The organism is Pseudomonas bohemica, from assembly GCF_002934685.1.
Classification (GTDB): Bacteria; Pseudomonadota; Gammaproteobacteria; order Pseudomonadales; family Pseudomonadaceae; genus Aquipseudomonas; species Aquipseudomonas bohemica.
In genome coordinates this window covers 19,182-40,178 of the sequence record NZ_NKHL01000116.1, presented here as the reverse complement: position 1 = coordinate 40,178, position 20,997 = coordinate 19,182, and the positions used below count along the sequence as shown (strand labels likewise).

The 20,997-nt window shown below is 60.6% G+C and carries 16 protein-coding genes and 1 pseudogene; 9 read left to right on the top strand and 8 right to left on the bottom strand.

The window, feature by feature from the left end; all coding sequences use genetic code 11:
- The first annotated feature begins 354 nt into the window (after window positions 1-354).
- The 5 genes from CE491_RS20945 to CE491_RS20925 all read left to right on the top strand — a co-directional run bounded on the left by CE491_RS20945 (window position 355) and on the right by CE491_RS20925 (window position 5,637).
- Window positions 355-1,338, top strand: coding sequence for a LacI family DNA-binding transcriptional regulator (locus tag CE491_RS20945; protein WP_110950252.1), 984 nt, complete (start codon window positions 355-357; stop codon window positions 1,336-1,338).
- 117 nt (window positions 1,339-1,455) lie between these two features.
- Window positions 1,456-2,280 carry a sugar phosphate isomerase/epimerase family protein gene (locus CE491_RS20940; RefSeq protein ID WP_110950251.1) on the top strand — a complete coding sequence of 275 codons (825 nt, stop codon included), beginning with the start codon at window positions 1,456-1,458 and terminating at the stop codon, window positions 2,278-2,280.
- On the top strand, window positions 2,273-3,238 hold the full coding sequence (locus CE491_RS20935; protein ID WP_110950250.1) for a sugar kinase: 966 nt from the start codon (window positions 2,273-2,275) through the stop codon (window positions 3,236-3,238). Before CE491_RS20940 ends, CE491_RS20935 begins: the two co-directional genes overlap by 8 nt.
- 83 nt (window positions 3,239-3,321) lie before the next feature.
- Window positions 3,322-4,638 carry an MFS transporter gene (locus tag CE491_RS20930; protein WP_110950249.1) on the top strand — a complete coding sequence of 439 codons (1,317 nt, stop codon included), beginning with the start codon at window positions 3,322-3,324 and terminating at the stop codon, window positions 4,636-4,638.
- Window positions 4,639-4,653: 15 nt separating this feature from the next.
- Entirely contained in the window at window positions 4,654-5,637 is a 984-nt protein-coding gene (locus tag CE491_RS20925; protein ID WP_110950248.1) for a 2-hydroxyacid dehydrogenase, read from the top strand.
- A 146-nt stretch (window positions 5,638-5,783) separates the two neighbouring features.
- Here CE491_RS20925 and CE491_RS31290 read toward each other — a convergent pair whose 3' ends face one another.
- Both CE491_RS31290 and CE491_RS31285 read right to left on the bottom strand, forming a co-directional pair.
- Complete coding sequence (locus tag CE491_RS31290; protein WP_407681357.1) at window positions 5,784-6,647, bottom strand: methyl-accepting chemotaxis protein; 864 nt, start codon at window positions 6,645-6,647, stop codon at window positions 5,784-5,786.
- A pseudogene (locus tag CE491_RS31285) lies at window positions 6,642-7,394 on the bottom strand (MCP four helix bundle domain-containing protein); the annotation flags it as partial. The gene CE491_RS31290 and the pseudogene CE491_RS31285, both read right to left, overlap by 6 nt.
- A 659-nt stretch (window positions 7,395-8,053) precedes the next feature.
- Here CE491_RS31285 and CE491_RS20915 point away from each other — a divergent pair.
- Entirely contained in the window at window positions 8,054-8,335 is a 282-nt protein-coding gene (locus CE491_RS20915; RefSeq protein WP_110950246.1) for a DUF1652 domain-containing protein, read from the top strand.
- A gap of 107 nt (window positions 8,336-8,442) precedes the next feature.
- On the opposite strand, the gene CE491_RS20910 is transcribed toward CE491_RS20915, so the two are convergent.
- The gene (locus CE491_RS20910; protein WP_199885199.1) at window positions 8,443-10,998 is read right to left on the bottom strand and encodes a UvrD-helicase domain-containing protein; all 2,556 of its coding nucleotides are present in this window, start codon (window positions 10,996-10,998) and stop codon (window positions 8,443-8,445) included.
- A 256-nt stretch (window positions 10,999-11,254) separates the two neighbouring features.
- On the opposite strand from CE491_RS20910, the gene CE491_RS20900 reads away from it, so the two are divergent.
- Complete coding sequence (locus CE491_RS20900; protein ID WP_110950244.1) at window positions 11,255-11,950, top strand: pirin family protein; 696 nt, start codon at window positions 11,255-11,257, stop codon at window positions 11,948-11,950.
- Between the two features lie 186 nt (window positions 11,951-12,136).
- Here the strand turns inward: CE491_RS20900 and CE491_RS20895 are convergent, their stop codons facing one another.
- From CE491_RS20895 to CE491_RS20880, 4 genes are all read right to left on the bottom strand, one after another.
- Window positions 12,137-14,539 carry a TonB-dependent receptor gene (locus tag CE491_RS20895; RefSeq protein WP_110950243.1) on the bottom strand — a complete coding sequence of 801 codons (2,403 nt, stop codon included), beginning with the start codon at window positions 14,537-14,539 and terminating at the stop codon, window positions 12,137-12,139.
- A gap of 68 nt (window positions 14,540-14,607) precedes the next feature.
- Window positions 14,608-15,573, bottom strand: a complete 966-nt coding sequence (locus CE491_RS20890; protein ID WP_110950242.1) for a FecR domain-containing protein — start codon at window positions 15,571-15,573, stop codon at window positions 14,608-14,610.
- The gene (locus tag CE491_RS20885) at window positions 15,570-16,079 is read right to left on the bottom strand and encodes a sigma-70 family RNA polymerase sigma factor (protein WP_110950241.1); all 510 of its coding nucleotides are present in this window, start codon (window positions 16,077-16,079) and stop codon (window positions 15,570-15,572) included. Before CE491_RS20885 ends, CE491_RS20890 begins: the two co-directional genes overlap by 4 nt.
- Before the next feature lie 270 nt (window positions 16,080-16,349).
- Window positions 16,350-16,898 carry a cupin domain-containing protein gene (locus tag CE491_RS20880; RefSeq protein WP_110950240.1) on the bottom strand — a complete coding sequence of 183 codons (549 nt, stop codon included), beginning with the start codon at window positions 16,896-16,898 and terminating at the stop codon, window positions 16,350-16,352.
- Window positions 16,899-17,472: 574 nt separating this feature from the next.
- On the opposite strand from CE491_RS20880, the gene CE491_RS20875 reads away from it, so the two are divergent.
- Both CE491_RS20875 and CE491_RS20870 read left to right on the top strand, forming a co-directional pair.
- Window positions 17,473-17,712, top strand: a complete 240-nt coding sequence (locus CE491_RS20875) for a hypothetical protein (protein ID WP_110950239.1) — start codon at window positions 17,473-17,475, stop codon at window positions 17,710-17,712.
- A 192-nt stretch (window positions 17,713-17,904) separates the two neighbouring features.
- Window positions 17,905-19,413, top strand: a complete 1,509-nt coding sequence (locus CE491_RS20870) for a methyl-accepting chemotaxis protein (protein WP_456107155.1) — start codon at window positions 17,905-17,907, stop codon at window positions 19,411-19,413.
- Between the two features lie 168 nt (window positions 19,414-19,581).
- Here CE491_RS20870 and CE491_RS20865 read toward each other — a convergent pair whose 3' ends face one another.
- Window positions 19,582-20,940 carry an MFS transporter gene (locus CE491_RS20865; protein ID WP_110950237.1) on the bottom strand — a complete coding sequence of 453 codons (1,359 nt, stop codon included), beginning with the start codon at window positions 20,938-20,940 and terminating at the stop codon, window positions 19,582-19,584.
- Window positions 20,941-20,997: the final 57 nt, after the last annotated feature.

Sequence of the window (20,997 nt, the reverse complement as noted above, 5' to 3'; positions counted from 1 at the left end):
GAGCAAGCTCACTCCCACAAGTCTGCATTCCAAGATCCATACCGGTTATGGCGATGACGCTTGATCCTGTAGGAGTGAGCTTGCTCACGAAGACTGACCTCCAAAACCTGCATCTGCTGTGAATGTACCGCCCTTCGTGAGCAAGCTCACTCCAACAAGGATTGTGTCCGAAGCTGACTCAACCTCTGCCCACATCACCTTTCATCCGATCCCGAGTTGACGACGCTCGCACTTTGGTGTTTCCTGAAACCGGTTTCAGAGCCACACACGCTCTGCGTAATAAAGCCTGCTGACAAATCCAATAAGGGTCAGGCCGTGAACAGTATTCCCACGCCGACGCGCGCCCGCGTCACCATGAATGACGTTGCCGATATGGCCGGCGTCTCCAAAGCCAGCGTCTCGCGCTTCATTGGCGAAGATCGTCAATTGCTGTCCGAAGCCATCGCCCGGCGCATCGAAAACGCTATCGAAACCCTCGGTTATCGCCCCAACCAGATGGCCCGTGGCCTCAAACGCGGCCGTACCCGCCTGATCGGCATGCTGGTGGCCGACATCCGCAATCCCTACTCCATCGCCGTAATGCATGGCGTCGAAACCGCCTGCCGCAAACACGGCTACAGCCTTGTGGTGTGCAACACCGATCGCGACGACGAACAGGAACGCCTGCATCTGGCGGCGCTGCGCTCGTACAACATCGAAGGCCTGATCGTGAACACACTTGGCCATCACCTCGACGAACTGCGCGAACTGCACAGCGAATTGCCGATGGTGCTGGTGGACCGCAAGGTCGATCAACTGGAAAGCGACCTGGTGGGTCTGGATAACATCGCCACGGTCAAGCAGGCGCTGGATCATCTGCAGCAAGCCGGTTATCGCGACATTCTCATGGTCACCGAACCCCGGGACGGCACCAGTTCACGTGTCGAGCGGGTCGAGGCGTTCGAGAGAGGGATTGCCCAACGTGCCGGCATGCGTGGCCAGGTGTGTGAAACCGGTGAAATGCTGCGCGGTGCGTTAAGCGCATTTCTCGACCAGAGCGAACACGGCCCCAAGGCGCTCTTCACCGGCAACGGCGTGGCCACCTTGAGCGCCACACGCCAGTTGCACGATCTGGGCTGCCAGCTGTTCGACGACATCGGCCTGATCGCCCTCGACGAACTCGACTGGTACCCGCTGGTGGGCAGCGGCATCACTTCCCTGGCTCAACCCACCCACGACATCGGCGTGACGGCCTTCGAATGCTTGCTCAACCGGCTGCGTGGCGATCAGGAGCCGGTGCGGCTGTACGACTTCCCTGCCCGTTTGATCGTGCGCGGCTCGACGCGACAGCGCCCCTGATCGCTCCGGCTGTATACATCCGATAACACCGCAGGTCAGTCGATCGATTTTCCGGCGAACTTTTCCCGAGTTCGTCAGTTCGAACAAAAATGAAACCGGTTTCAGAGGACAAAAATAATGAACCGATTCCCCGTTGCCATCAGCCTGGGCGCCTTCGGTGCCGACCTCGTGCGTGAGCGCGGCCAGGCCAGCTTCATCCCGCTGCTGGTCGAGGCCGGCGTCACCCGCATCGAGTTGCGTGAAGAACTGTTCACCGGCGACCTCGCCCGTCAGGACCTGCCGGCGCTGGCCGAAGCCATCCGCTCCCAGGGCCTGGAATGCCTGTATTCGGCGCCGCTGGAGCTGTGGCTCGAAGGCCAGAACCTGCCCAACCCCGAACTGCAACCGACCCTGCAACGGGCAGCCGCCTGTGGCGCCGCCTGGCTCAAGGTCTCTTTGGGACATCTGAGCCAAGACAGCGATGTTGCCGCCCTGGCCGATCGTCTGGCTCACCACGATGTGCATCTGCTGGTGGAAAACGACCAGACGCCACAAGGCGGACGCATCGAGCCTTTCATCGACTTCTTCGCCCGCATCGACGCGCTGCAGATGCCTATTGGCATGACCTTCGATATCGGCAACTGGATGTGGCAGGAACAATCGGCCAGCGCCGCCGCCCAACAGCTGGGCCGCTACGTTGAATACCTGCATTGCAAGGCAGTGTCGCGCAATGCCGCCAGCAAACTGGTCGCCGTGCCTCCGCGTCAGACGGATCTGCATCTGTGGGAGCAATTGCTCAAGCACATGCCGGTCGGCGTGCCCCGCGCCGTCGAATACCCGCTACAAGGCGACGATCTGCTGGAGGTGACCCGTACCCAAGTCGACGCCCTCGCCAGCCTCGGACAACGCCTGCATCAGCCTCCTCTCAGCCAGCAAACGTCGGGAGCCCTGAGCCATGTCTGAGATCGATATCCTCTCCTTCGGCGAAACCATGACCATGCTGGTCGCCGAACAGACCGGTGATCTGGCCGCCGTCCGTCACTACGAAAAACGCATCGCCGGCGCCGACAGCAACGTCGCCATTGGCCTGTCCCGGCTTGGCTTCAAAGTGGCGTGGCTGAGCCGTGTGGGCAATGACTCCATGGGCCGCTTCGTCACCGACAGCCTGCAGCATGAAGGCGTCGATTGTCGCCATGTGACGGTTGACCCGGCGCACCCCACGGGCTTTCAGTTCAAGTCGCTGGAACTCGAAGGCGCGGACCCTGTAGTCGAGTATTTCCGCCGCGGCTCGGCGGCCAGTCATCTGTCGGTGAACGACATCGTGCCCGAACTGCTGAAAGCCCGTCACCTGCACGCCACGGGTATTCCGGCAGCCTTGTCGGACACCTGTCGCGAGCTGTCGCATGTGCTGATGACGCAGATGCGCGACGCGGGTCGCAGCGTGTCGTTCGATCCCAACCTGCGGCCTTCGCTGTGGTCGAGCCAGGCGACGATGATCCGTGAAGTGAACCACCTCGCCAGCCTTGCTCACTGGGTGATGCCAGGCATGGCCGAAGGTGAGTTGCTAACCGGTTTCGACACCCCGGCCGACATCGCGAAGTTCTATCTGGACCTGGGCGTCGAAGCGGTGGTGATCAAACTCGGCGCGAAAGGCGCGTATTACCGCACCCAACTCAATGAAGCGTTCGTGCCCGGCGTGCCGGTGACTGAGGTCGTCGACACCGTCGGCGCGGGCGATGGCTTCGCGGTGGGCGTGATTAGTGCGCTGCTGGAAAACCTCGATTTCGCCCAGGCCACCGCTCGCGGCAACTGGATCGGCAGTCAGGCGGTGCAGAGCCGCGGCGACATGGAGGGCCTGCCGACGCTTGCCGCGCTGCGTACCGCCGAAGCCGCGTCTGCAGCGCGACGACAGACGGCCTGAGCCTTTTCAATCAGAACCATCGATTTGCACACACCGTTCCCATCACCTGCTGCGACAAAAACAACATCCTCAGGGAGCCCGACATGGAAAAGCTACTCGAAACCGTGAAACACGCAGGCCTCAAGCGCCGCTGGCTGCTGATCATGCCCATCGTGTTCATCACCTACAGCCTGGCCTATCTTGACCGCGCCAACTACGGCTTCGCCACCGCATCGGGCATGGCCGAAGACCTGCACATAACCCCCGGCATGTCGTCGTTGCTGGGGGCACTGTTCTTCCTCGGCTACTTCTTCTTTCAGGTGCCGGGTGCGATCTATGCGCAGAAAAAGAGCGTAAAGAAACTGATTTTCGTCAGCCTGATCCTCTGGGGTGGCCTGGCGACCCTGACCGGGATCGTCTCCAACGCCTACATGCTGATCGGCATCCGCTTCATGCTCGGCGTGGTCGAAGCGGCGGTGATGCCCGCCATGCTGGTGTACCTGTGCTACTGGTTCACCAAGGCCGAACGCTCGCGGGCCAACACCGTACTGATCCTCGGCAACCCGGTGACCATGCTCTGGATGTCGGTGGTGTCCGGTTATCTGGTGGCGCATTTCAGCTGGCGCTGGATGTTCATCGTCGAAGGCGCGCCCGCCATCATCTGGGCTTTCATCTGGTGGCGCCTGGTGGACGAACGCCCGACGCAGGCCAAGTGGCTGACCGCCGAAGAGAAGACCGAACTGCAAGCTCGTCTGGACGCCGAGCAAGTCGGCATCAAGCCGGTGAAAAACTATGCCGAAGCCTTCCGCTCGCCGAAAGTCCTACTGCTGGCCGCGCAGTATTTCTGCTGGAGCATCGGCGTCTATGGCTTCGTGCTGTGGCTGCCGACGATCATCAAGAAAGGCATGCAGATGGACATGGTCGAAGCCGGGTGGTTGTCGGCCATGCCTTATCTGGCTGCGGTGATCGGCATGGTGGTGGTGTCGTGGGCATCGGACAAACTGCAGAAACGCAAACTGTTCGTCTGGCCGCCCCTGTTGCTGGCAGCCTTCGCGTTTTACGGCTCATACGCGCTGGGCACCGAGCATTTCTGGTGGTCCTATTCGCTGCTGGTGATCGCCGGTGCCTGCATGTATGCGCCTTACGGGCCATTCTTCGCCATCGTCCCGGAAATCCTGCCGGCCAACGTCGCCGGTGGTGCGATGGCGCTGATCAACAGCCTCGGCGCACTGGGTTCGTTCGCCGGATCGTATCTGGTCGGTTACCTGAACGGCGTCACCGGGACATTGAGCGCTTCGTACCTGTTCATGAGCGGCGCACTGCTGCTGTCGGTGGTGCTCACGCTGCTGCTCAAACCGGACAACAGCGCAAAGCCCCTGCGCGATGAGACGAATGTTCGTCGCACACCTGCGCACCCTTGATCTGGAAGACAATCGATGAAAAAGCATGTGGTTCTGTACAAAAAACTCTCGGCGCCCCTCATGGAACGTCTTGAAGCGGTCGCGCAGGTGACGCTGATCGAAAACCCTAAAAGCGCGGAGGGCCTCGCTCGTCTGCGTGATGCCCTGCCCGGGGCTGACGGCCTGCTGGGAGCCAGTATCAAGCTCGACGCGCAGTTGCTGGATCTCGCCCCGAAGCTCAAGGCGGTATCCAGCGTCTCGGTGGGAGTCGATAACTACGACATCGACTACCTGACCAGACGCGGCATCCTGCTGACCAATACTCCGGACGTGCTGACCGAAACCACCGCCGACACCGGTTTTGCGCTGCTCATGGCCACGGCGCGGCGGGTGGTGGAACTGGCGACCATGGTTCGCGACGGCCAATGGAAGGAAAATATCGGCCCGACGCATTTTGGCACCGATGTGCATGGCAAAACCCTCGGCATTATTGGCATGGGCCGGATTGGCGAGGCGCTGGCGCAACGTGGGCATTTCGGCTTCGGCATGCCGGTGATCTACCACAGCCACTCGCCCAAGCCGGCTGTCGAAGCCCGTTTCAATGCGCAGTACCGCAGCCTTGAGGCGCTGTTGCAGGAAGCCGATTTCGTTTGCCTGACATTGCCGCTGACGGCCGAGACCGAAGGTCTGATTGGAGCCGAGCAGTTCGCGTTGATGCGTCCGGAGACCATCTTCATCAACATCGCCCGGGGCAAGGTGGTAGATGAACAGGCGATGATCGAAGCCCTGCGCAACAAGCAAATCCGCGCGGCGGGCCTGGACGTGTTCGAGCGCGAGCCACTGGCAGCGGACTCTCCCCTGCTGCAACTGGATAACGTGGTGGCAACTCCGCACATGGGCTCGGCGACCTTCGAAACCCGAGAAGCCATGGCTCGATGTGCGGTGGAGAATCTGCTGAGTGCGTTGGCCGGGGACCGGCCGAAGGACTTGGTGAATAAAGAGGCCTGGAAACACGCATAACCTGTAGGAGTGCGCTTTGCCGCGATAGCTCACATCAGCAACCCTTGAGATGTCTGGTATGACGCCATCGCGGCACGCGCGCTCCTACATATGAATGTGTTGCAACGCGGATTTGCAGGACAATCAGCGTTTAACCGTGAACCGCGTCAAACCACAAACCGCGTCACCATCGCCTTGAGATCCACCGCCAGGCGTGACAACTCATGACTGGCCGCGCTGGTCTGATTCGCGCCTGCCGCCGTTTGCGCGGCAAGATCCCGGATGTTCACCAGATTACGGTCCACTTCACGGGAAACCTGTGCCTGTTCCTCCGAAGCGCTGGCGATCACAAGGTTGCGTTCGTTGATCTGGGCAATCGCTTCAGTAATGAGTTCCAGCGCATCCCCTGCTGAACTGGCCAGGCTCAATGTGCTGCGCGTACTGTCAGTATTGCGCGACATCGATTGCACCGCATCGCCAGTGCGGGTTTGAATCCCGGCCACCATCTGCTCGATTTCGGTGGTCGATTGCGCCGTACGATGGGCCAGTGCCCGCACTTCATCGGCCACTACCGCGAACCCACGTCCTGCCTCACCGGCGCGCGCTGCCTCGATGGCTGCGTTCAGCGCCAACAGGTTGGTCTGCTCGGCAATCGAGCGAATCACATCCAGCACCTTGCCAATATCACGCCCCTGCTCCGCCAGGCCTTCAACCAGGCCTGTGGTCGCCTGGATCTGCTGAGTCATGGCATGAATCGACTTGACCGTCTCGACCACCCGATCACGCCCCTGGCGAGCGGTCTGATTTGACTGCTGCGACGCTTCGGAAGTCGACACCGCATTGCGCGCCACTTCTTCGACGGCAGCGGTCATCTCGTTGACAGCGGTCGCCGCCTGCTCGATTTCATTGTTTTGCTGTTGCAGACCACGGGAGGATTCTTCAGTCACCGCGCTCAATTCTTCGGCGGCAGAGGCCAGTTGTGTGGCAGAGCCAGAAATCAACTCAATGGTTTTGCGCAAGTTCTGCTGCATGGTGGCCAAGGCCTTCAACAGTTGCGCCGCTTCGTCTTTACCATCGACTTCAATAGGCCGGGTCAGATCACCCGCAGCGATTTCTTCAGCCGCGCGCACTGCTCTGGAAAGCGGGTTCACGATACTTTTAGTCAGTAACCAGGCAAGTAAGACAGTCAGCAGCGCGGCGATAACCGACATGACAATAACCCCGACATTGGCACCGTCATATTGTTGTTTGGAGACAACTGCAGCAGCTGTTGCGGCAGCCTTATTGATACTGATCAGCTGGTTGATCTGAACACCCATCAGGTCAGTCGCATCTTTCATGCGCGTATTGATCAGGGTCCGCATGTCTTCGATCTTTTCCTGACGCGACAAATCCAGCACCTGGGCCTGGACATCGAGGAAAGTCGCCAGCGTCGCCTCGAACTGCCGAAACACCGACAGCTCCTCGCCGTCGGCAGGCAGCGCAGCGTAGTTTTTCCTGGCCTCCTGTAACTTGCCGATCAGCTCGGCGATACGCCCGTCGGTTTCGCGCAGCGCGGCTGGCTCACGGTTGACCAGCGTGCGGAAAGAAGTGATGCGCAGGCGCAAGGTGTTTTCCAGCATGTTGCCCAGGTAACCCACACTGGGGAGCTGGTTGGTTTCCATGTCGGTGGTGGCCTGGCGAATCAGGGCCATGCGGTTGAGAGAGAAAAAACCGAGCCCGATCACCAGAACGGCAATAAAGGCAAACCCCAGGAACGCGCGTGGCGCAATATTCATGTTTCTTATCGACATGGCACTTCTCTCATTATAGATGCGGGGCTCAAAGCATCCCTGCGACGATCAAACACCAGAAACTTCAGGGTCTCGTTGGTAAATGATGACTGCAATTCGAAAAGTGATTTAGAACAGTTCGCTTGCACTTGATGGGCTATCGGCAGGCACTGCTGTTTTATTCAGTGGACTTTAATATTTTTTTTCGGATTTTTTTCTGGCGTCAAAAATAACAAATAAAACGTTTGGCTGTAACTTTCTTAATACACTTCACACCGCAATAGCACGATTTTTCACACCGTTTCACATCCGTGAGTCCAGTACATGAATCACATTTGAGACGGTCCAGACCGGACGCACAGTGATAGCTCAATGCCTTATTAAAAAAATAACGATTCAGCAAACTTTTTAAATACTGTTCAGCTATAACGAAATATGACCTGCATCATTAAAGGGTAAATATTGCTTCTTGTAGGATTTTTTTCTCATTCTTGTCAGAACTCGGTGCTACCTTTATCTGATTCGCGATCTGTGGGGTCCGCGCTTCGACCAACACGGAACGAAAACAAAGCTGCGCTGTGCTCTGCCACACGTGTTGCGCCGTTCCTCGAAGCTGGCTGACAGATCCCGTTTTCCCTGCCCTGCGGAGCTCTGGAATTGCTCGATTGAACGAGGTGGGTCTCATGAACAAAGTCACATTCCCCAACGCTTGTCAGCTGATGCGCTGGCATTTTCATCCAGTGGGCTTCGAAGCCAACATGGATGCACCCAGCAGTATGGTCGCGCGTCTTTTTGATCGCGCCAGTGGCGAAACGGTGATCGCGATTGCCGGGATCCCCTGTGCGACCGTGATGAACGCCATGGACGTGGAGCGCATCATCGAAGCGATCGAGCTTGAGCTGGAGACCTTCGTGCCGCAGCAGACGTCGTATCTGAACCGGGCCTGAAACCGGCCGCCACCGAACTCGAACCCCCATTTTTAGCAGCACGGCTTGCCGGCGCCGATATCCTCAGGCTTGCGATCGCCGGCGAGCCGTGCTGCTACAGAACTCTATTACTGCTCCACGACGGCCCCGCGTCGATCCTCGAAAAACGCCTTGTCCCCGGCAATCCTCGCCGATGCTCTCGGCACCGCCGCATCATCGTTCCCCACCGCATCGATGAACCAGTAGCAATGCCGCACCGCGCGGGTAATTGCCACATAAGCCAGGCGCAGCACTTCGTCTTTCTGCGCATTGTCGAACGCTTCCAGATCGCCCTCCTTGCCCAAGCCGGCCAGCTGGTAAACCTGATTTTTGTACGGCGACTGGGTCAGGTGCTGACAATCCCCGAGCAGAAACACCGCGTCGGCCTGCAAGCCTTTGGAGCTGTGGTAAGTCAATTGCTTGAGACGTCGCTCCTGGGGAGGCAATGCATAATCAGCCTGCATCAGCGCTTGCAGCGACTCGGGCAACTTGCTGCGTTCGCTGCCCTTGCGATAGAGCAGCATTACCGATTCACCCGCGTTGTAGTGCTCGATCAGGGTCGCCACGAGTCGATCGTCATCACGATCCAGCACCGTGACCGGCAGCAGTTCCTGTTCTGCGCCACTGGCGCGAGCTTTCTTGCCGCTGATCGCAGGGGCGGCACGGACGATGTGCTCGGCGGCATCGATGATGTGCTGATGGCTGCGGAAGTTGTCGCTGAGCATGACCCTGGTGGTCGAGGGCGACGAGAACTCCTTGGGAAATTCCATGAAGAATTTCGGCGAGCTACCCCGCCAGCCGTAGATCGACTGCCAATCATCGCCCACGCACAGCAACGACGAACGCTGGGCGCCACGCCCCCCATGCAAAGCCGGGCCGCGGCTGCGCACTTCCCGAAGGCTGGCGCGAATCCAGGAGACGATTTGCGGCGACACGTCCTGAAACTCGTCGATCATCAGGTGCGACAGCGGGCGCAAGCCCTCGTCGCTGACCAGCTTGAGGTTCTCCGGTGACTTCTCGCCAAACAGCGCGAACATTCGGTTATAGGTCATTACTGGCGGCGTTTGCTCGAGCAGATGGTCTTCGAAGGCTTTCCAGAACAGGCTCAGGGCTTCGAAGAAGAATCGGTCCGGGTCCTGATCGGAGAAATTCATCTGCGACACGGCATCCGGCACATCAAGCCCCAGGTTTTCGATGAAGCCGGCCGCAGCGACGAAACAGTCCAGCAGCGGCGCCGCGCTCAATTCGCCCTTGACCTTGTAATCGAAACCCGGACCGGCCACCGCGGCACCGGACAGCGACTGCATCATCCCCCGAGACGCCTCGTAGTTCTCGAGCCAGATCACCGGCTTGCGGCAGAACGCCTGGAACAGCGTGCGCTTGATCACCCATTCGGCCCAGACCGGCAGCTTGGCATCCGGACGACGCAGGTGCTGGTCTTCGCTGGGGTCAAAGCCCAGCACGATCCACGCATCCAGCTCTGCGGCGTAACCGTGTACGTGGAAGGTCAGCCCGCTGACCTCGACCGTCTGTCGCATCGGCTCGACACCCTGGATTGGCCAAGCGCCTGCGCGGATCCACAGGTCCTCGATCACGTCACACAATTCCTCGTCGCGCCTGGACGACAGGCCCATCACGGTGATGCGTTTCTGCACGTCCGGATGATCACGGTCCAGCGCCTTGAGCTGCAACGAATGCCGATACAGCGGCGCCATCACCTCGCGAAAGCGCGGGTTTGCAGCGTAGAGATCGCGGTAGCACAGGTTCATCCGCTGACGCTGGGCGTCGTTGATGCGCAGGTCGAACGGGTTGCTGTCAGCGCCGTCGTCGAGCAGCTTGCCGCCGAACAGATCGCCGCCAGGCACATTTGCGTTTTGACTGCCGAGGTTTTCGAACGCCTGCAACTGCTCGAAACCCGGCAGGCTGCGAACCAGCGGCAGGATGCGCGAATGGAACGTGAGCACTACGTCACGGGCCTCGCGCAGCGACAGGTTGTGCCCCCACAGCCCCATGACCTCGATGAGCTTGGTGATGAAGTCCTTGCGCGACTCGCGGGTGAAGGTCACCACGGTCATGGAATCCAGCTCGAAACCCAAATAGTGGTTGAGCAGCAGGACCCGCAGCACCAACGAGGTCGACTTTCCTGCCCCGGCTCCGGCGATGACGTAGGTCGACGGAGTGTCGCTGAAAATCATCTTCCATTGAGCGGCGGTCGGCTGAGCGTGGGCGGGCAGCTTTTCGGCGACGTCGGCCTTGATGCGTTTCTTCAGCTCGTTGGTCAGCGGCAGTCGCCAGTCATCGAACAGGTGATCGTCAACGCGCGGCCCACGGTGCTCCAGTGGGCGAGTGTCGCGAATCACCAGCACGCGACGGCCCTCTTCGATGCCGTCCAGATGCCCTTCGGCGTAGCCTTCGTTCATCCCCTCGGCGTGACCGTTGAGGAAGCCGTCGGCATGCCCCTGTCGCCACGACGGCACGTGCTGGGCCTGCATGCGCGACAGCCCGCGGCCGATGATCCGGGCCAGCAGGCGTTTGAAGAAGGGCAGACGCTCGGGAACGGTCAGGTCGGGAGGCAAATCAGTGGCTGGATCGTGGGGTGGCTCGGCGGGAAAATCGTGCGACACGCAGGCTCCGTCTATCAGCATTGAACGAGAAGGCGCCTATGGTCGCCCCATTCGCCGTCAAGCTCCAGCGAAATGCTGGATGCTCATGGGGTTAGCCGATCAAGTGCAGGTAAAGACGCAGCTCAGGCGCGGCAAAGATATTCGATATTTCGATTGGAATAACGCAAAACTTACGCTTTTTATCGATAGAAATTTGGCAGATCATTGCTCCATCGACTGAAAAGTCATCACCAGCGGCGCTGCTGCCTAGGCCGGCCCTGCTATGGAGGAACTGATCATGCTGCAACTCCGTCCTTTCAAATCCCTTGGCGGCGCGGATCACGGCTGGCTGAACGCCCATCATCACTTTTCGTTCGCCAACTACTACGACCCGAACCGCATGAACTGGGGTCAACTGCGGGTGTGGAACGATGACGTGATCGAGGCTGGCACCGGCTTCCCGCGTCATCCGCACCGCGACATGGAAATCATCACCTATGTGCGTGAAGGCGCGATCACTCACGAGGACAGCCTGGGCAACCGCGGCCGTACCGAAGCGGGCGATGTGCAGGTGATGAGCGCCGGCACCGGCGTGGCCCATAGCGAGTACAACCTGGAGTCGAAGCAAACGCGGATTTTCCAGATCTGGATCATGCCGGACGAGGTCGGGGCTCCTCCTTCCTGGGGCGCCAAGCCGTTTCCGAAAGGCAATCGCGAGGGCTTCGTGACGTTGGCCAGTGGCAAGGTGGGCGATGATATCGCGCTGCGTATCCGGGCCAATGCGCGCCTGGTGGCGGCCAACATCAAGGCCGGCGAAACGGCCGAGTACACGCTGGACGCAGGCCGCCGGGCGTATCTGGTACCAGCGACCGGGATCATCGAGGTCAACGGCCTGCGCGCCGAGGCGCGTGATGGGGTCGCCGTCGAGGATGAGCGGGTGTTGCGGGTGACAGCCATCGAAGACAGCGAGATCGTGTTGGTGGATGTAGCGTGATATAGAACCAACCCCTGGCGGACAGCCCCGCCTGGCATTACGTCAGGTGGGGCTTTTTTGGGTGCGGACATTGGTTCATGGCAGCTTGGCTTACCAGCGGTGGCGCCCGTCATATCGCTGCCGCCCGCAATCTGTATTGCTACCAGGCGTGTGAGCCAAATCCTGGCGCGCAGCTGGACGATTCGATCAAAACCCGATCGTCGCCGACAGCAAATAGGTCCTTGGCGTCGCCAGCGTCAGCCCTGGCTCGCTGTCATCCGAGGCGCCCGCCGAACTCCAATAACGTTTATCCAGCACGTTCTCCACACTGGCCCGCACCGTCACATCCTTCTGCTCGACCTTGAACGCATAACGCGCGCCCACATCGAAACGCTCCCACGAATCAATCTCCTTGCTATTGGCCTGATCCAGATACTGTGAACTCGAATAGAGCCCCCGCCCGGTCAGCGTCAGCCCCCGAACATTCGGCACATCCCACTCTGCGCCCAGGTTCACGTTATATTTGGGCGTGGCCGGCGCCCGGTTGCCATCGAACGCGCCATTGACCGTATGGGTCAGCTCACTGTCGATGTACATCACACCCCCGAGCAGACGGAAGCCTTCGCGCGGTTCGCCGAACACACTCAACTCCACGCCATTGTTCTCACGCTTGCCGTTAGGCCCAAACACCCGCGAGGTGGCATTGGTCTCATAGGCGGGCTGCTTGATCCGAAACGCCGCAGCCGTCAGCGCGAACGAACCCAGATCGTATTTGGCGCCGACTTCGACCTGACGGCTGATGAACGGCGGGAAGATTTCATCCTCGTTGACCGAAGTCGATGGCGCGATCTTGCCCTGGCTCAAGCCTTCCATGTAGTTGACATACAGCGACAGTCGATCGGTCGCCTTGAACAATAGCCCGCCCGACGGCGAGACCTTCTCTTCGTCATACGACGTATCGCCTTTGACGCCGTCGGTCCAGTCATCAACCTTGACCCGCTGCCATCGCGCACCGAGGGTCAGCAGCAAGCGGTCCTCGAAGAAACCCAGCGTGTCGGACAACGCTACGCCGCTGAAACGGTTTTCGGTGTAGACCTTGGCATCGGTCCGAGTCGGAGTACCCGGCGTGGGCGTATCCACGGGGTTGAACAGGTTGCTCGGTGCGGCCGCATAACGCGCACCGCCGTTCTCGAAGTCCATGTAGAAATAGCTGGCCGCCAGATTGACCTCATGGCTCACCGGGCCGGTCTGGAACCAGTTGCGTACCCCGGCGGTGGCCGTCCGAACATTTTCGTCACGGGTGAAATCCCGGGGCTGCACGCTGAAATCACCGGCGTTGTTGGTGATCGAAACCGCGTGCCGGAGGAAGTCGTGGTCGCTCTTGCGCGCGCCGACGCCGCCGTAGAGCATCACCGAGTCACTGACGTCATATTCGCCATTCACCGCGCCGAAGGTGTCCTCGGTTCGCGCCTTGCTCCAGGCCTGGGCGTAGTTGTGTCGTACGTCGTTGGGGTTAGGCACTTTGGCGTTGGCACCGATTTGCACCCGCTCCTGGGGGGCATCGGTGTTGCGCTCGGTGTGGCCGATGTCGGTCGAGAGCCTCAAGCGCTCGCCACGAAAATCCAGGCCCAGCACGGCCATCTCGCGATCGACGCTTTGGTGGTCCCATTCGGTGTCACCGGACTGTTTCACGCCATTGAAGCGAATGCCGAACTTGTCTTCTTCGCCAAACCGACGCCCCACGTCCACCGCCGCGCCGATCTGATTATTGGAGGCGTAGCTGGTGGTGAATTCAGTGATCGGCTTGTCGGTGGCGCGCTTGGGCACCACGTTGATGCCTCCGCCGACGCTGCCCCGGGGCGAGATGCCATTGATCAGTTGGCTCGGGCCCTTGAGGATATCGACCCGTTCGGCCATTTCCATGTCGATGGTGTACGTCGGCAGAATGCCGTACAGACCGTTATAGGACACATCGCTGTTGAACAGGCTGAAGCCGCGAATCGTGAACTGCTCGTACCGCCCGCCAGCGGGGTTGGTGGCGCGCACCGAAGGGTCGCTGGCGACCAGGTCGCCAAGTGTTCGCGCTTGCAGGTTTTTCACCGTTTCGCTGGTGTAGGTGGTCTGGCTGAACGGCGTCTCCATGAAGTCCCGGGCGCCGAGCAGACCTTGCGACCCGCGGCGTGCAACCTGGCCACCGGGGTAAGACTGCCCGTCGGTGCTGTCGTTGGCACCGAGAATCGAGGTTGGCGCCAGCTGCAAGCTGCTGCCGTCCGGCGCCGGGATCAGTGTGTACGCTTGCTCGCCCACGGCCACCAGTTGCAGACCCGAGCCCTGCAGCAGCAGGGCAAAGCCTTCCTCGACCTCAAAGTTGCCTGATAAACCGGTGCTGTTACGACCGCGGACCAGCGCCGGATCGACGGACAAGTTGACTCCGGCAAGCCCGGCAAACCGGGTCAACGCCGCGCCCAGGCTACCGGCAGGGACCTCATAGCTGCGGCGGCCTGCGGTTTCCGCCCAACTGGGCGAGATGAACAGCGGACTGGAGCTCAGCGTCAACAATAGACTGATATGCAACAACGGGCGCAAGCGGTACGGCGAAACTGCGGACATGGAAGGAAGCTCTCGTATTTTGTTCACTTACCTGGAATGACCGGCGAGGTGAAAAAAAGGGACAGGCTTCACGCGTTTTTTTTCGGCGATGGGTTCGCGCGCGGCACCAGCGTGATCCAGTAGCGGGTGCGCGCGTGTACGTCCAGCGGCAGACTGGCAGCCAGCAGCGAAAGGATGCGGTCAGTGTTATCGAGGCGGAAACTGCCGGTGACGCGCAGGGCTTCAAGCTCGGGCTCCCAGCGCAATAATCCACTGCGATAGCGGCCCAGCTCCCGCAGGAAATCCCCCAGCGGCTGATTCTGCGCAGTGAGCACACCCTGGCGCCAACCCGGCAGCGTCGCATCGAACGCACGGACGGCTCCGGCACCACCGCGCCGCAGTTCTACCTGCTGACCGCCCTGCAACGTCACCAGCGGACCTTGCAACGGTTGCACCTGCACACTGCCACTGACCACCTGAACCCGACACTGGTCATCGCGCAAAGCCACGCAGACTTCGCTGTGGCTGACGATGATCCGGCCATAGGGCCCGTCGACCGTCAACGGTATCTCGCCCGGCACCTTGAGCGCTATTTCACCGCGTATCAGCGTCACGCGGCGGGCGACAAGATCGACGTTGGCGGCGCTGGCCGTGTCCAGTTGCAGCGTGCTGCCATCGGCCAATTGCCAGCGTTTCTGTTCACCGGTTGAGGTGTGCAGATCTGAGCGCCAGACATCAATGGGCAGTTGCCGCCCCACCAGCCACACCGCTGGCGCCAGGGCGGCGATGCCCAGCGCGCGTTTAAGCACGGCGCGGCGCGCCTGATCCGGTCGATCGAGGGTCGCCATGGCCAGGCTCGTCGGCAGGTCACTGAAGCGCTGGCGCAACTGTTGCGCCTTCTGCCAGGCGCGCTCGTGGTTGCCATCGCTGTTGCGCCAGCGTTGCAGCGCGTCGTGATCGTCGTCAGAAGCCGCACCGGACTCCAGCAGCGCCAGCCACTGCGCAGCCTTGCGCAGCACGTCACGCTCTTCGCTGGACAGAGCGGCGCGGCTCACCAATCCACCAGCAGGCAGTGTTCGTAAGCCTGGGCCATGTAGCGTTTGACGGTGCGTTCGCTGACCTGCAGGCGTTCGGCGATTTCGCGATAGCCGAGCCCTTCGAGCTGACTGAGCAGAAACGCCTTGCGCACCACTGTCGGTAAACCGTCGAGCAACTCATCCAGCGCTTGCAGGGTTTGCAGCAGCGCCCAACGTTGCTCCGGTGACGGCGCGCAGGCTTCCGGCAACTGTGCCAAGGCTTCGAGATAGGCCTGCTCCAGGCTTTGCCGGGCGTAGAAATTGCTCAACAGACGCTTGCCGACAGTCAACAGGTAAGCACGCGGTTCGCGAAGGTCGGCGATCTGTTGCGAGCTTGAGATGACCCGCACAAACGTGTCCTGACTCAGATCCGCCGCATCCCAGGCATTGCCCATGCGCCGCCGCAGCCAGCTTTCCAGCCAGCCATGATGATCGCGATAAAGGGCATGCAGAGTGTGCTCCGAAGGCGTCGCTGCGTCGCTCATGTATAGAAAGCCTGGTTGGGATGTCACAGATGAGACTGATTCTAATTAGTGTTACATCCAGAAACCAAGGTCTTTTTGAGCGGGGATGCTGTAGACCGCGCGTTGGCCGCGTTTGGCTTGGCTGATGGCGTGCAGGCAATCTGTTCCGTCGCCCCCCCACCGCGCGGATCACCCTCCGATAGCCGTCCGGCTGGCCGGCGGTGACATCCGCAATATCGCTACTGCCGGCCAGCCTGCCGCTACAGCACTCACGGCGCCCGAGTAGGGTTCTTAGAAGTTGGCAGGCGTATTGGCGCTGATGATCTCGGCCTCGTCTTGCCCGATGTTGCGAAAACCGTGGGGCAGCGTGGTCGGGAAGTAGTAGCCGTCGCCAGCATTGAGGATGCTGATCTGCCCGTCCACCGTCAGCTCGATGGTGCCGCGTGTGACAAGTCCGCACTCCTCGCCTTGCGCGTGAACGATGGGCTCGTCACCGGAACCGGCGCCGGGAGCGTATTGCTCACGCAACATGCGCATCTGGCGGCTCGGCACCGATGCGCCGATCAGCAACAGGCGCAGTCCGTCTCGGCCCAGGTCCGGCTGTTCACCGGCGCGGAACACGTAGCGTTGCTCTTGGGGCGGCTGGTCGAAGGAGAAGAAATCCGCCAGGGTCATGGGAAACCCTTCCAGCAGTTTTTTCAGCGAGCTGACCGAGGGGCTGACGCGATTCAACTCAATCAACGAGATCGTGCCATTGGCGACACCGCTGCGTCTGGCCAGCTCTCGCTGGGACATCTTGTAGCTTTCCCGCACCAACTTGAGTCGTGACCCCGTATCCATGACAGCCCTTTGCGAAAAACCTGAGGGTATCGAGGAACGTGCCGCAGGTGCCTGTCAGCACAGACAAAGCGTTGGCCGTTCCCCTGTTTGAGTGGAGGTGATTAGAGCACGTTTAGGCGCCCCGACCTATACGGCCACGTGACATATAGAGGCAGACGTTCACGTGCCTGGAAGCGGGTGCTCGGGAATGAACTGACGCCGTTGCGCGAGCGCCCGCCCTGCCGCCCGCCACGCCGCGCTGAGGCATAACGAGAATGCAGTGGAATGGGTCAAGAGCGCTGATCCAGCGCTCTGGCACAAGCCGGTGCATTCGACCCCTGAGCCTCAGTGAGCCCAGTCAGCAGTAGACCGTCCGTCGCCTTTTTATAAATAGGAATCAGTCATAAAACCGTTTTCACGAAATGTTCACGCCAGGGGGTTCAGTCTGCACTTACTCCTTTTGATCCTCTTTAAGCCCGTCTTCCCCAGCGGGCTTTTTTATGCCCGCCATTCAGCGCTGCTCGCTTGCCCGCAAATTTCTCGAACTCGTCTCAGGCCCTGGCATCCAATCAACAAGCCACCCGAGGATATCGACATGAGCAACGACAACCGCAGCACCCCCGAGTCGTCCAACCGCCCTTTCAACGCGCCGCCCACCGATGCTTCCGGCAAACCGGTCAACGTGGTCGAGCGTGATCTCGAGGACCGTGACAATGACACCCGCGGCGTGGATGAGGTCATCACGCCCACGTCCATTCGCACCAAAGAGCAGGAGGCCGAGGAACTGGAACGCAAAACCGCGGAAATCGAGCGCAAGGTCGCCGACGGCAACTGACCGCGATGCTCCATGGCGCCCGGTTTTTGGGAACGATTTCCCATTGCCGGGCATCTGCCGTTCGGCCTCCGGCAATGTTGTGGTACACCTACTGGCAATTAACCCGTCCCGCGATATCAAGGATGAAACGGCCTTATGCGTTTGAACATGCCGGTCACACAGCAGGAACGAACCTTCTCCGCCGATGAGCGCCTGATCTCCACGACGGACCTGAGCAGCCACATCACCTACTGCAATGACGCCTTCGTCACTCTCAGCGGTTTCACCCGCGAGGAGCTGATCGGCCAGCCACACAATCTCGTACGCCACCCGGACATGCCGCCCTCGGTGTTCGCCCATATGTGGGAGACCATCAAGCAGGGCAAGCCCTGGATGGGTGTGGTCAAGAATCGCAGCAAGAACGGCGATTTCTATTGGGTCAGCGCCTATGTCACACCGATCTACGAACAGGGCAAGATCGCCGGCTTCGAATCCGTACGCTCGCTGCCCAGCCGGCATCAGGTGCGCCGGGCCGAGGCCCTGTACGCGCGACTGCGCGTGGGTAAACCGGCGGTCTCGCCGCTCAGTACGGCGCGCTACCATCTGGCGCGTCAGTTACCCCTGATCATCGCCGCAGTGGTGCTCGGCGTGTGCAATTACCTGCTGAACGATCACGCCGTGCTGGTGGTGATGCTGCTGACTCTGATCGCCCTGAGCGCGCTGCTGGAATGGCGTCAGAACCAGACCCTCAAGGCCCTGCTCAACGACCATCCCAAAGCTTTCACCGACCCGCTGATCGCACTGACCTACAGCGACAACCGAGGCCCTCAGGCGCGCCTTGACCTGGCCTTGCTCAGCGAAGAAGCGCGCCTGCAGACGGCGCTGACCCGCCTGGTAGATGCCGGCGAAAGCGTCAAATTGCGTGCGGGACAGTCCGCCAGCCTGTCGCTGCTGCAGGCCCAAGCACTTGACCAGCAACGCAATGAAACCGATCAATCGGCCACGGCGATTACGCAGATGGCGGCGAGCATCCAGGAAGTCACCCACAACGTTCAGAACACCGCGCATGCGGCCCTTGAGGCCGATACCCTGGCGCAAGAAGGTCGAGGCCTGGCGGACGACAGTCTGCTGGCGATTCGGCACATGGCCAATGCGGTGTCGGAAATCGGTCAGGCCGTGGGTGAGTTGGCCACTGCCACGCAATCGATCGGCAGCGTCGTCGATGTCATCAATTCCATCGCCCAGCAGACCAATCTGTTGGCGCTCAACGCAGCGATCGAGGCGGCGCGTGCCGGTGAGCAGGGCCGAGGTTTTGCCGTGGTGGCCGATGAGGTGCGCTCGCTGGCATCGCGCACCCAGACCTCGACCGAACAGATCCAGGGCATCATCGGTGAGCTGCGTGAAGGCGCCAGCCGCGCGGTCGCCACCGCCACGCGTGGGCAGGCGATGTCCCAGGAAAGCGTGGCCAGTGTCGAGGCGGTCCAGCACGCCTTGAGCGGCATCAGTCAGGCGGTGTCGCGGATCACCGGCATGAGTCAGCAAATGGCCTCGGCATCAGAGCAACAGACCCACGTCGCGGAAAGCATTAACCAGCAGATCAACCGCATCGCCCAACTGTGCGATCAAAGCGCAGGCCAGGCCCAGCAAGGTTCGAACATAAGCCGCGAGCTGGAGCAGATGGCGCAATATCTTCATAGCCTGGCAGAGCGCTTCAACCGGTAGGGGGTTCCAGCCTCGGACCTTGCTTTCCGTGGGAATGTACAGACACCGATCCTGTCGCAGTACGGCTTGGCGGCAGCGGCGATTTGAAGACCGCTGTCTTTGGCAAGCCATGCTGTGACAGGGGTAACGTCCTCCCCCGAGAGCGCGAATGCAGTCGCCAGACGAGCCTTAAACCTGACTGCCCGACGCTGCAACCTGCTCGGTAACCACACGCCCCACCGGCACCGCTGGAACCTGCGCAGCACCTGTACAGGCAACGAAGTCCTCCTGGCGCAACACCGTCAGCGCAATCAGCGACGCAACCCCCGTGCCGATATAGAAATACCAGGGCGAGCTGATATCGCCGGTCTGCTGGATTAGCCAGGTCGAAATCAACGGCGCACTGCCGCCAAACACCGCGACCGGAATGTTGTAGGCCACGGCAATGCCGGTGGAGCGGATGCGCGTCGGCAGCAGCTCGCTCATGGTGGCGTAGGTCGACGAAGCGTACAGGCCGAAGAGGATCGCCACCGCCATCAGCGGCCAGAAGAACGAGGCCGGCGTCGCGGTCGGGGCGGATTTGAAGAACCAGTACATCGCCAGTGTCGCCAGCACGCCGACCACCATCAGAAACGGTTTACGGCCGTAACGGTCGGTAAACGCCCCACCCAGCGGCATCACGAAAGCCGCGGCCAGGCTGGCGATGAACACGTAGAACAGCGTGGTGCCACTGTCGAACTTGAGAAGGCGCGACATGTAGGTCGAGGCGAAGGTCAGCACCAGATAGAAGATCGAGCTGTGCAGCGTGATGATGAAGAACACCAGCGCAATCGCCCGCTTCCACTGCCAGACTTCACGCAGCGGTGCCTTGGAGGTTTCACCTGCCTTTTGCAGGGCGAGAAATTCAGGGCTGTCTTCCAGCTTCAGGCGGATGTACATGGAGATCAGTCCCATGGGGCCTGCAATCATGAACGGAATGCGCCAGCCCCAGGACTGCATCACATCGGCGCCCAGCGCCCAAGTCATGCCATTGGCCACAGCGCCGCCCAGCAGCAACCCCAATACGGCGGTGACCATCAGCCAGCAGGTCGAGAAGCCGCGCCGGCCGGGCCCTGCATATTCGGAAATAAAGCTGGTGATGGTGCCGATCTCTCCACCCGCGGAAAAGCCCTGCAAGCAGCGGATCAGGATCAGCAGTACTGGCGCAGCCAGTCCGATGGTCGCGTAGGTCGGTAGAAACCCAAGCAGAAAGGTCGAGCCGGCCATCATCACCAGCACGGTGACCAGGGTTTTGCGCCGCCCGATCTTGTCGGCCAATGGACCGAAGAACAGCCCGCCCAACGGCCGGATGAAGAAGCTCAGGGCAAACGCGGCAAAGCTGCTGAGCAGGCTCGTGGTGGGGTTGTCAGAGACGAAAAACGCCTGGCCGATATACACCGCCAGGAAGCCGTAGACGCCATAGTCATACCACTCGATCAGGTGGCCGGAGATGGCCCCGATAAAGGCGCGACGACGCTGACGCCCAGGATTTTGCAGTTGAGTTGCCATGTTCGTATTCCCGTATTTTGTTGTTATTCAAGGAAAACCAGCAGGTGAAGAATCGTT